This window comes from Ramlibacter aquaticus, assembly GCF_015159745.1.
In the GTDB taxonomy this organism is placed as follows: domain Bacteria; phylum Pseudomonadota; class Gammaproteobacteria; order Burkholderiales; family Burkholderiaceae_C; genus Ramlibacter; species Ramlibacter aquaticus.
In genome coordinates this window covers 1-11066 of record NZ_JADDOJ010000110.1, presented here as the reverse complement: position 1 = coordinate 11066, position 11066 = coordinate 1, and the positions used below count along the sequence as shown (strand labels likewise).

The 11066-nt window shown below is 56.7% G+C and carries 8 protein-coding genes; all 8 read right to left on the bottom strand.

Features of this window, described 5'->3' with window-relative positions; translation table 11 throughout:
* Positions 1-527, bottom strand: a 527-nt coding sequence (locus IM725_RS18550) for an NAD-dependent epimerase/dehydratase family protein (RefSeq protein ID WP_193782122.1), incomplete at its 3' end; no start/stop codon positions are given.
* Positions 528-780: 253 nt separating this feature from the next.
* A complete protein-coding gene (locus IM725_RS18545; protein ID WP_193782121.1) occupies positions 781-3108 on the bottom strand; it encodes a hypothetical protein in 2328 nt (775 codons plus the stop codon).
* Complete coding sequence (locus tag IM725_RS18540; protein ID WP_193782120.1) at positions 3105-5006, bottom strand: hypothetical protein; 1902 nt, start codon at positions 5004-5006, stop codon at positions 3105-3107. Before IM725_RS18540 ends, IM725_RS18545 begins: the two co-directional genes overlap by 4 nt.
* Complete coding sequence (locus IM725_RS18535) at positions 4984-7770, bottom strand: glycosyltransferase family 2 protein (RefSeq protein WP_193782119.1); 2787 nt, start codon at positions 7768-7770, stop codon at positions 4984-4986. The genes IM725_RS18540 and IM725_RS18535 overlap by 23 nt, the downstream gene beginning before the upstream one ends.
* Positions 7767-9089 (bottom strand): ABC transporter ATP-binding protein, encoded by a 1323-nt coding sequence (locus tag IM725_RS18530; protein WP_193782118.1) that lies wholly within the window; start codon positions 9087-9089, stop codon positions 7767-7769. Before IM725_RS18530 ends, IM725_RS18535 begins: the two co-directional genes overlap by 4 nt.
* Positions 9079-9825 carry an ABC transporter permease gene (locus IM725_RS18525; protein ID WP_353805331.1) on the bottom strand — a complete coding sequence of 249 codons (747 nt, stop codon included), beginning with the start codon at positions 9823-9825 and terminating at the stop codon, positions 9079-9081. Before IM725_RS18525 ends, IM725_RS18530 begins: the two co-directional genes overlap by 11 nt.
* 114 nt (positions 9826-9939) lie before the next feature.
* The gene (rfbC, locus tag IM725_RS18520) at positions 9940-10497 is read right to left on the bottom strand and encodes a dTDP-4-dehydrorhamnose 3,5-epimerase (protein WP_193782116.1); all 558 of its coding nucleotides are present in this window, start codon (positions 10495-10497) and stop codon (positions 9940-9942) included.
* Positions 10494-11066 (bottom strand): sugar phosphate nucleotidyltransferase (locus IM725_RS18515; protein ID WP_265335013.1); only part of this gene is annotated, 573 nt, incomplete at its 5' end. The genes IM725_RS18515 and rfbC, both read right to left, overlap by 4 nt.

Genomic DNA, 11066 nt, shown 5'->3' with positions numbered 1-11066 from the left:
TTCTCCATGAAGCGCGCGAGCCAGCCGAAATGCTTGGGGTCGAACCATCCGTACATCAAGGTCGGGCGAAGAACGCAGCCAGCCACGCCACTGGCCAGGAAGTGTTCTTCCTGGGTCTTCTTGGTGCGGGTGTAATCGTCGTCGGCGACGGAGTTGACGACGGAAGAGCTGATGTGGACGACGTAGGGGACGTTGTGCTTCTTGACTGCTTCCAGGATGCGGTCGGTGGCCACTACGTTGTTGCGGACATAGGCCTGGGGGTCGAGTCCGCCGATCTGGGCGTGGAGCATGACGACTGCTGAAGCGTCGCGAAGCTCTTCACTCCAGGGCCCGTCGTCGGCCACATCAGCAAGTACAGTTTCCACGCCTGGGTTCAGCTGCGCCAGCAGACCCAGGTTGTTCTTTTGCTTGTCGATCGCCACGAGCTGCGTGTAGCCCAGCTCACGAAGCATGACGGTGAGGTTCTGTCCGACCAGGCCGGCTGCGCCGGTGATGACGATTTTTTGGGAGCGCAGGTCGAGGGTCATGTTGAGGCTGACATAGAGTAGCTGGAAGCGCTTGCTCCGGTTGACGCCCGGCAGGGCACGAGTATATGCAGCGTGCAACCCTAGCCTTAAGGCGGGTCACGCCCACAGAAAACGAATGTGCTGCCTGCCCTCACGGCCAGGAGCGGGCAGCCGAAGTTCAATTCATTCAAGCATGGCAGCGGAGGTCCACAACCTTGGTCGGCGTGCGCGATTTATTTTCCTACGAGTGGCCCGGGGCGGAACGTTTTCCACGTCAGTGCATGACCACTGCAGTTTTGTCGCAAAGCAAGTCGCCTTTAACGCTTTTCTGGATGATCCGGATAGTCGATCGAGGCCCTCGAAGTGCCCTTGCATCAATCAGCGCTTCATAGCCCACGTTCGACGCTTCTTCGTGTTTGAAATGACGCCCAACGTCTGGGCGTGTGACGACCCGTGTCTCATAAATGCGACTTGACCCAGATGAGTCTGTCAGCATGAGCTTCACACCATTGTTCGTAACGTATCCATCGACTGAGAGCAGCGCCCAACCTCTCACTTTCCACACCGGCGACTTCAAAACGGCTGGCTGGGAACCGAGCTGCAACTCATTGATCGAGTCGATCACGCAAGTTCCCCCAGGCGGAAGGTTGAAACTCACGGGTTCAATCCGACTGGGGCTGAAAATTAGCCTGTCTACTTCCGGTTCACCAGGAATTTTCATCTGGGAGAGACTCAGGGAATAACCCTTCCAAAACCAGCGCCCCCCAGCTCCGGGATCGACAGTCAGCGTCATCGGAATGCGGTCACCTCCCAGCGCTAAATCAGCAGACTCGGGCGACAGCAACGCGAGAAAATCCTCGATCGTTTGAACTGTAGGGGATAGCAGGAAGCCGAACTTCGATATCGATGGGATCAGTCGATAGGTTGCACGATGTGAGCCAAACATCAGATGCATAGACACCGGTGGCACCTTGTATGCGAGTGCAACAAGACGACCAAGCCAAGTGGGCTCCATCTCGATCCTTACCCAGACTGGCGCTCCTGCTTTGAAAGGGGACAGCTTCTGAGGTTCGCCGAATGCCACAGGAGCCATCCGTATCTGATCCGAAAATTCTATTTTTATGGGTTCTTTACGGCGACGGAACTGGATGAAACCGCTTCTCGTCGAGATTGGCTCGTAGTTGCTAAGGATGACAGGCCAACTCTTACTGTCGTCCGAAGCCGGATATCTCCCGTCGATCGGTCGAACGTCGAAGAAGATTTCATCCGGTGGCGACGAGATCAAGTGCTGCACGTTCTCGTCGAGGAGTTCCCCCGTGTATGCCGAGTAGCTCTGAAAAATAGGACGAGGCCACCAGTTCGGGATGCTCGCCACAAGAGCATAGGAGAGCTCAGTCGGATATACATCGACCTTCTCGCTAGAGTGCTCTATGGGTGAATTTGAACCGATGAGAGATTTGGCATTTTCAAATTCATGCTCCAACGTGGCCGCGTGGCGCCAGCGCATGGCCGCACCATGCAAGCCAGCGCCGAGGCGCTCTATTGACCTGCTAGAGATGGACCAGAGATCCATCGGCTGATAGGAGCTGATCAACGAGAAGAATACGACTTCGCTCAACACCAGCGCGACTAAACCTCGTGTACCGGGTGTCGTGTAAAAAGCAAGGAGTCCAGCCATAGCCAAGGCTGACGCCGCGATGGCTGCATGCCCGTCATGGCGCACAAATCCGGCTTTGAAACTCATAAACAAAAACAGGACCAGGCCTATCGTCAAGATAACGCGTGATTTGCCTTTGTTTGAGGTTACGCAGAGGAACAGAAGTGCGGCCGCGCAACCGCAATAGAGTGCCGGCTCCCAGTTATTCCCAGGCAAGGCCATCGCTTCCGTATACCCCGAAATGATGGGTAGTTGCGACCGGAAGAACTGAGGGAGATCCAAGAGGCTTTGTCCCGCAACAACCCAGGCCGCGATGGTGGCAACGGTCAGTGCGCAGATGATTGCGAGCGCTTCCTTGCGGCTTCCTGCGCTCCATCTCAACACAGCAGCAAGGCCCACGCATCCGCACACCATCGGCGCGAAGCTTCCCTTGACAAGGAGTAGAAGTCCACAGCTTGCTGACCCGAAGCAGAGGATTGCCGTTCCTATATCGTCGCGCTTCGCTTCCTCACGCTCCGCTGCGTAAAGCAGTACCAGTGGGGTCACCATCAGAGGCGCATCTTGGAGCCATGACTGCGATACGAGGAAGGGCAACACCCACATCCAGGCCTGTCGGGTGCGCTCGGAGCTTCGAGCGAAAAGGGCAAATCCAGCCGTGTAGACCAGAATCGAACCGGCAATCATCAGATGATCGGTCGAGGGATGGTATTGACGTGTGTAGACCGAGGCGTAAGGGCCAAACGTGAAAATGATGTCGCGCCCAAAGCGAAGGTGTCGGGCCACCGCTTCGTTGAGTCCGTACATCCACGACGTGTCCAGACCCACACTAGGGTAGCTCGGTGAGAACGGCACGGCGAGCAGAATCAGCAAGACAGCACTCAAGGCCACGCTGATGGCGCGAACGCCTTTGGCGACGCCCTTCTCGTCGCCGCCCAAGTTGCTCATAACCGCTCTGCTCGCAATTGCAGACTCTGCTTCAGCGCGGTTGCGCTCCTGGAGATTTTCGCTGCAGCAAAAGACAGACACAGCATGACGAATCCGAGCAGTAAGACTGCGCGCCACTCTTGCTGCAAAAACTTGGCGCCAGATTCAAGGCGTCCGGCGGCGACCACATTGCTGATGGCGACCCAGTTTTTTGATTCCCGATCGACGACACGGATCTTTAAGGCCTCGTCTTCAACCCCGACATAGTGAGTCTGCCAATGGTTGCCGGGCTCTTCTTTGAAAGCCAGCGATATGGATCTGGCTCCTTGCTCCACCCGAATCCCGCCCGTGGAGAGTGGATAACCAGCAACGTCGAAAGCGATACCACCTGCTCGGGCGACGACAGGAAACTCGGGGTAAGAGAGAGACAATGCATCGGTGGTCGCACCACCGGACTTATCGTAGTTACCCCAAGCCATAGTCTTACTTGATGAAATCGCAGACGGGATAGCCCGTTCGGCGAAGGCTCCAGACATCACCACGTCGTTGACGCGCAGTTCAGGGTGAAGATGTCCAGGCAGGATCTCTTGTATCGATGACATGCCCGTCAAATGTGCGAGACGATCCGGATCGGGGTATGGCAGATGAAAATAGGGGAGTCGTCGAAGCCAATCTCTGTCGCCAGACTCAAGATAGCGGACCAGGTTGTCTGTCTGTCTTTGACTCGCCTCACGTTTAGCTTCCAATTGGCCGGGCAAACTAACCGCATGAAAGTTGGCCCAGACAGCCCACGCCATAGTCAGGAGCCAGAGGCTCGAAAGCGGGAGGTTTCGTATCCCAGGTCGCTTCTTATAACCGTGGAGCCAGGCAGCAAGCGCTGCGGCGTTAGAAAGCACCCCAAGAGCATGCAGGTCCAAATATCGAGGCGCCCAAATATCGTTGGTTCGCCCATACGCTAATGCGAGCGTCTGCAGCAGAGTCCATATTCCAATAGTCAAGATAAACCAATGTCGCGGGTCCGTTGGCCACTTGCGCTTTAGAAGGTCTGCTGCCAGAAATATCAAGGGTAAGTTCCGCAGCACGGCTAGCCATGGCGACTGGAGCGGCCACGCCAGACCGGTAGCAAGAGCGATCATCAGATTCCCGAAGCCAATCTGAGACAAAGATTTGTGATCCAGCGGGGGAACGGACTTGAGCTCGAGCCCGAGCAGGGCTGCAAGCAAACCATAAGCAAGTAAGTTCTTTCGCTCCCATCGCTGTTCTCCATCACGAAGGAGCAGCCCGCCTAGTGCTGCGGCCAAGACCAGCGCTCCCGACGCTAGCGAAAAGTAGGCGAGAACAGCCGCGAACAGGCCGAGCAACCACCGCCAACTCCAAGTGTGCTCCGTGGTCAACCACCAGACCCCCAAGAATCCGAAAAAAATCACGAAGTAAAACTGCGACTGAAAGCCGGACAGGGTGTTCTCCCAACCAAAAGGAAGGGCAAAAATCGAAGAGGCCAATGCGCAGGTCGCGATCGTGACAAAAGATCCGCCGGCCACCCCAAGCAGGTAGGCACCGAGCACCACTGAAACCGCAAAGAGTCCGGCATTGACCGTCATCTCCACCATCGGGCTCCAGATCCCGTTCAGGACCAGTAATGCCAAAGACAATAGTCGTGTTGTGAAAATTCGGTGTTCATTGTGGGCCTCAAAGAGGGAAGCGATACGCAACTGCCCGGATACAAAAGGGCCGAACAACTTGTCAGCTTCTGCGTCCCATTGATCCCAGAAAGGGGTGTTGCTGCCGAACTCCCCGACAAGCCATAGTTTGGAAGCGAACAGCACAAGTGCCCAGCCCGATAAGGCAAGCACTAATATGCAGCCGCTCGGAATGGCGCGAGCGCTGGGGAACCGCTTACCGAAAACCAAAATCCTCACGCTCCAGCGTTAGATTGACTGAGTACATTGGATCTGTCACCAGTTCCTTGCCCCAACGCTCTTTCATGAAGGCCACCTCCTCACTAAAGCGGCGTTGTTTCTCAGGGTTGTCCTCCAAGCCGCGGCTGACTGACTCGTGGTGCACCAATTGAGCATAAGGAGTCCATACGTTCCGATACCCCGCCTTGCGGACGCGAAGGCAGAAGTCGACATCGTTGAACGCAACCCTTAATTTTTCGTCCAGTCCCCCGACCTGATCGAAGATTTCGCGTCGAACCATCAGGCATGCCGCAGTCACAGCTGAAAACGACTGCAAAAGGACGGCCCTGCCAAAATACCCGGCATCACCTCTAGGCCAACGCTTATGTGCGTGCCCAGCCACGCCGCCAATACCCAGCACAACCCCGCCGTGTTGAAGAGTTCCGTCCGGATACCAGAGCCGCGCCCCCACGCACCCAACCCCAGGCCGAATCGCATGAGAAACCATCTCGCGAAGCCAGTCGCCTTCGATAATCTCGATATCGTTGTTTAGAAGACAGACAAGATCAGCCTTGCTTTGTTGGACCGCTACATTATTCAAGCGCGAAAAGTTAAAAGGCTCATCGACGCGGAGCACCCGTACACGGCCTCGAGCAACCCATTCTTCTATGAGATCGAGGGATTCCTTTTCCTGTGAACCGTTGTCAACGACGATCACTTGGAAATTGTCGTACTGGGTCTTTCCGAAAATGCTCGACAAAGCAATTGAAAGCAGGTCAGCGCGATCACGCGTCGGGATGACGATGTCTACAGACGGTTCTGACTGGGGCTCGGAAAAGCGGACTCGATGCATCCCAGGAGCTTCTGGAGCTTGTCCGACCTCGCCCTTTAGACCCACCCTATTCAAGTGCTCCTGGATCGCTCTCTCGGCGGCAACGACGGCATAGGGCTTCGCGTCCGCTGCAGCGGCTGTGCTTTGCTCGTGCATGCGCCAGTGATAGAGAATTTCCGGAATGTGCTTCACACGCGCCGTCCCGATGGTCTCGAGGAAGCGCAAGGCGAAGTCATAGTCCTGCGCTCCTTCGAAGCCAAGTCGAAACCCACCTATGGCGAGCGCAGTTGATCGGCGGTAAACACCGAGGTGACAAATCATGTTGTGCGACAGCAGGAGTTCATAATTGAAGTCGCATTTGAAATAGGGATCACTCCTTCTGCCTTGGGCATCGATCTTGTCTTCATCTGTATAGATCAGATCGATCTCCGGATCATCTGAGAGCACACAGCCGATCCGGTAGAGTGCCAATGGGTGCAGTTCGTCATCGTGGTCCAGCAACGCCACAAACTCACCGGAAGCAACCTCCAATGCGGAGTTGGTAGCTGCCGAGATGTGGCCATTTTCGCTCCGGTAGACTACGCGGATACGATCGTCGCGATTTGCGTATTCTTGAAGAATCGCCCGAATTTTCGGATCAGTGGAACAGTCGTCGGCTATGCAGAGTTCCCAGTGTCCGTAAAGCTGGTTCAGAACAGACTCAATTGCGCGCCGCAGGTGAGTTTCCTGAGCGTTGTAAACAGGCATGAGCACGGAAATGCGTGGCCACACCTTGCTTTCTCTGAGCGTTTCTAGAATCGCAGGCAAATACTCTGCCAAGGCGTCCGCCTCTTGTCGCACCCGTTGCTCGTAAGCCAATTTGCTGGCCACATTTCTGTTCTGAACAAGATCTGTATCAGAGCGGGTTGCGGACGGTGCGGGCCTCATGCGGTCCCGAATTCGCCGGTAGGCGACGATGGGGGTTCTCAACCTATCGAGTGCCCTCCATCCGCGTGACCGAACAATGCGCTGCGAGAACTCCTCGGCTTCTGCTGCGCGGGCTAGCGCCTCAGCTTTTTGGCTCCGTTCTGCTGCGAGTTCCGCACTCAGTCTTATAGCCGTTGCGCGCTGCCTATCGATTTCCCAGTGAGCACGGGCCAGTAGTTGCGCTGGAGGGGTCAAGTCCACCGAATAGGGGTTGGTTGTCTGGCTGGGGCTGGAGAGCGGCTGTCCTGCGAGCCGACAGTGGCCGGGTACGACAGCTTCATCAGTTCCCGCGATGACGCGACCTCCGAGTTCGTTCCGTTCAACTGGCTCCTTCGTGATGAAGCACAGAGAGTTGGCGAACGTGATCGACTGGATACAGGCTAGTTGTTCCTCAGGAATCTCACACTGATGGCGCGAAAGGAAGCTCTGAATCAGCTTCAGCCTGGCTGAAGTCAAGCCCCAATGCTCATGATTGACGAGGTCGACCAGTAACTTGAGAAAGTTAATTGACGACCATGGGTGGTGAACGCCACCTTCATACTCTTGCCAATAGCTGCAGTGAAGATCTTCAATGGCGAAGACTCCACCATACCGCAATCTCGGCCAGTAGCGCAAAAAGCTGCGCACAACATCTGATAAGGTGTGAGATCCGTCGTCGATAATGATATCGAAACGCTCGGATATTGTGGAGATGGATGCTTCTGTTTCGTCTCTATTCGCGTCCCCAACGACAACGGAGATGCGCGGATCGCGGTAGACAAGAAGCGCACAACTTGGGTTGATATCGCATCCAACGAATTTCTTTCCCGATTCGAAGTAGCGAGCCCAGATGTCCAGCGATCCGCCATTCTGGATACCAATTTCAAGGAGTTCAACTGGTTTGGTCCGCCATGCGCTAAGAATTCGGTCATAGAGGTCAAGATAAATTGACCACTTATCCGAAACCTTGCCGCTGTGCTCTGCATACAATTCTCGTAAAGACTTCACTCAGTCACCCCAAACTCTATCTTTTCAAACGGTATACCGACCAAGCCGAATCGTATTTTGGCTGAGCTCACGTTTAAGATCAGAGCATCGTGCAGCCAATGGTGCTGCACATGCGTGTAAAGGTCCCCGTCGGCAATGGACGCCATCACGGCATACGAGCCGTTAGGAAGCATTGGCATGCTGAAAGAAAAGATGGCCCTAAAGCGCTGACCCTGTTCGACCCGCGTCGGACTGACCGCCGTGAAAGGCAGGGTGTTCTCACCGAACAGGTCTTGACCCAACCTGTCACGCACCAAAAAACCCAGAATCGGGCGTTCAAGAGGCTGGTGTGCGACTGCTTCAATGCGCATGCGGACGCGCTCGCCGCCAGTTAAAAAGGGGGGACTAGAGCCGTCCGCAAGCTCAAGATTGACACCGATGATCTCTGCAGCGCCCGTCTTCCAACCCTGAGCTTCATCAAGGTTCGGCTGCGGTTCGACTCGAACTTCGTAGTCCACGGCCGCCTGCTGCGCCGGTTGGGGATCAGGCAGTTGCGGTTGCTTCCGGATGTCCTGCAGCTTTGCTTCTTCTCCGTAGGTCTCTTGGAGCGTGTATTGAAGATAACTCTCAGACACGTCGCGCGATGAGCCCATTGCCCGAACTTGTCCCGCCGACAGCCAAACCGCAGTCTTGCAGAGAGCTTGTACTGCTGCCGAGTCGTGGCTCACGAACAGTAGCGTCCCGCGCTCTTGAAAAGAGCGGATGAACCGCATGCACCGTTGAGTGAACACTGCGTCGCCCACCGCCAGGGCTTCATCGATCACCAGGATGTCCGCGTCCGCGTGCGCGTTGACCGCGAACGCCAATCGGACGTACATGCCACTGGAGTAAGTCTTGACGGGCTGCTCGATAAAGTCGCCGATGTCAGCGAACGCAGCGATCCGGTCGAATCGCTCTTCGATCATCTCCTCGGTCAGCCCGAGGAGTTTTCCGGCCATGAAAACGTTCTCTCGCCCAGTGAACTCCGGGTTGAAGCCAGCGCCGAGTTCCAGCAAAGCGGCGACGCGGCCCTTGATCTCAATTTCTCCAGCAGTGGGATTGAGGGTGCCGCAGATGAGCTGCAGCAGGGTGGACTTGCCACTCCCGTTGCGACCGATGATCCCTACGGTTTCACCGCGTCGGATATCGAAGGACACGTCACGCAGCGCCCAGAACTCCCGGAAGAACTGCCGGCGCCCACGCGCGAACATCTGCAGCAGCCGATCGCGAGGTCGGTCATAAATCTCGTAGCGTTTGCTGAGGTTACGGACCGAGATGACCACGTCGGAATCAGAGGACATCCGCAAAACCCCTCCGCGTCTTCTGGAACCACGCGAACCCCAGCGAGGCCGCCAAGAACGCTACAACGCACTGCACACCCAGCTGAGTCAGTGACGGCCGCTGCCCCGCCATCAGCACTTGCCGCATCATTTCGATGATCGACGTCAAAGGGTTCAGTTCGAAAATAGGTCGCAGCCTTTCAGGAAGTGCTGACGCAGGGTAAAAGACTGGGGACAAGAACATCAGGGAAGTCATGGCGAGACCGACCACCTGCCCCACGTCTCTCAGGTACACGCCGAGTGAGGCCAAAGCCCAGGAAACGCCCAGCACCCATAACGCCAACGGGACCAAAGTCGCCGGCACCCAAAGCGCGGTCCAAGGCGGAATTCCAGACAACAAAAGGAAGAAGATCAACCAGACCGCGAGACTCACCAGAGCATGAAACAAGGCTGCGCCGAGATTGACGATGGGCAGCACTTCCAAGGGAAACACAACCTTCTTCACATAGTTGGCATTGGCAAGAATCAAACCTGGCGCGCGGTTCACGCACTCGGCGAACAGGTTGAAGGCGATGAGCCCCACAAACAGAGTCAACGCGTACTCTGACGGACTGCCCGAGCTGTCCGATCCCCAGCGCGCTTTGAACACGACCCCAAAAACGAAGGTGTACACGCCCAGCATGAAGATCGGGTTGAACAGCGACCAAAGCAGCCCTAGAGCTGACCCGCGGTAGCGCCCGAGGATCTCCCTTGCCATCAGGGTTCGAATGAGGCCAGCGTTCCCCCACATTGACGCCGCCATGGCGTGTGGCCACGGGTCAAACCTGCGCATCAGTTCTCCACTCGTTGACGGGACGGCACCCGTTCGAGATCACAAAAAGGTCTCGGCAGAACCCAGGCTTACGCCCGCCTGGTCCTTCACCGAGAGCACAGGCTGCTCCGAAGGAACGCTGGTCAGGGGCCATTCGATTCCAAGTGCAGGGTCATTCCACGCGATGCACCGCTCATGCTCCGGCGCGTAGTAATCCGTGGTCTTGTAGAGAAAGTCCGCCGAAGAACTGAGGACGAGGAAGCCATGCGCAAAGCCAGGTGGCACCCAGAACTGTCGCTGGTTTTCCTCGCTCAGCTCAACGCCCACCCATTTGCCAAAGGTCCGCGAAGAGCGACGAACGTCGACGGCCACATCGAACACCGAGCCGCGGACCACCCGCACCAGCTTGCCCTGCGGCTGCTTCAGCTGGTAGTGCAGGCCACGCAAAACACCCTGCGCAGACCGCGAGTGGTTGTCCTGGACGAAATCGAGCGCCAGTCCTGTGGCCTCCCGAAAGACCTTCTGATTGAAACTCTCCAGGAAGAACCCACGCGCGTCGCCGAAGACCTTCGGCTCGAGGATCATGACCTCCGGGATTTCCGTCTTGATGACCTTCATAGCGAGCGGTCTCCTTCGCGCAGCACTTGCAGGAGGTACTTGCCGTACCCGTTCTTTTTCAGTGGCTCGGCCAAACGCGCCATCTGCGCGTCATCGATGAAGCCAGCCCGCCAAGCAATTTCTTCCGGGCAGGCGATCTTCAGCCCCTGCCGGTGCTCCAGTGTCGCGATGAACTGGCTGGCCTCCAGCAGGCTCTCATGCGTGCCCGTGTCCAGCCACGCGTACCCTCGCTTGAGGATCTGAACCGCGAGCTGGCCGCGCTCCAGGTAAACCTGGTTGACCGCCGTGATTTCCAGCTCACCACGCGCACTGGGCTTCACCGATTTGGCAATGTCCACCACCTGGTTGTCGTAGAAATAGAGGCCAGTGACTGCATACGGGCTCTTGGGCTGGGCCGGCTTCTCCTCGATGCTGGTTGCGTTGCCTTTCGCATCGAAGGCCACGACACCATAGCGTTCCGGGTCGTGAACGTGATACGCAAAGACCGTCGCGCCATTGGGCTGCGCATCGGCTTGGCGCATCACCGGGGCGAGATCGTGGCCGTAGAAGATGTTGTCCCCCAGCACCAG

Coding starts and splice junctions, on each gene's coding strand:
- IM725_RS18545 (WP_193782121.1), bottom strand. CDS start 3,108: ATGAGCAACTTGGGCGGCGACGAGAAGGGCGTCGCCAAAGGCGTTCGC.
- IM725_RS18530 (WP_193782118.1), bottom strand. CDS start 9,089: ATGTCCTCTGATTCCGACGTGGTCATCTCGGTCCGTAACCTCAGCAAA.
- IM725_RS18525 (WP_353805331.1), bottom strand. CDS start 9,825: ATGGCAAGGGAGATCCTCGGGCGCTACCGCGGGTCAGCTCTAGGGCTG.
- rfbC (WP_193782116.1), bottom strand. CDS start 10,497: ATGAAGGTCATCAAGACGGAAATCCCGGAGGTCATGATCCTCGAGCCG.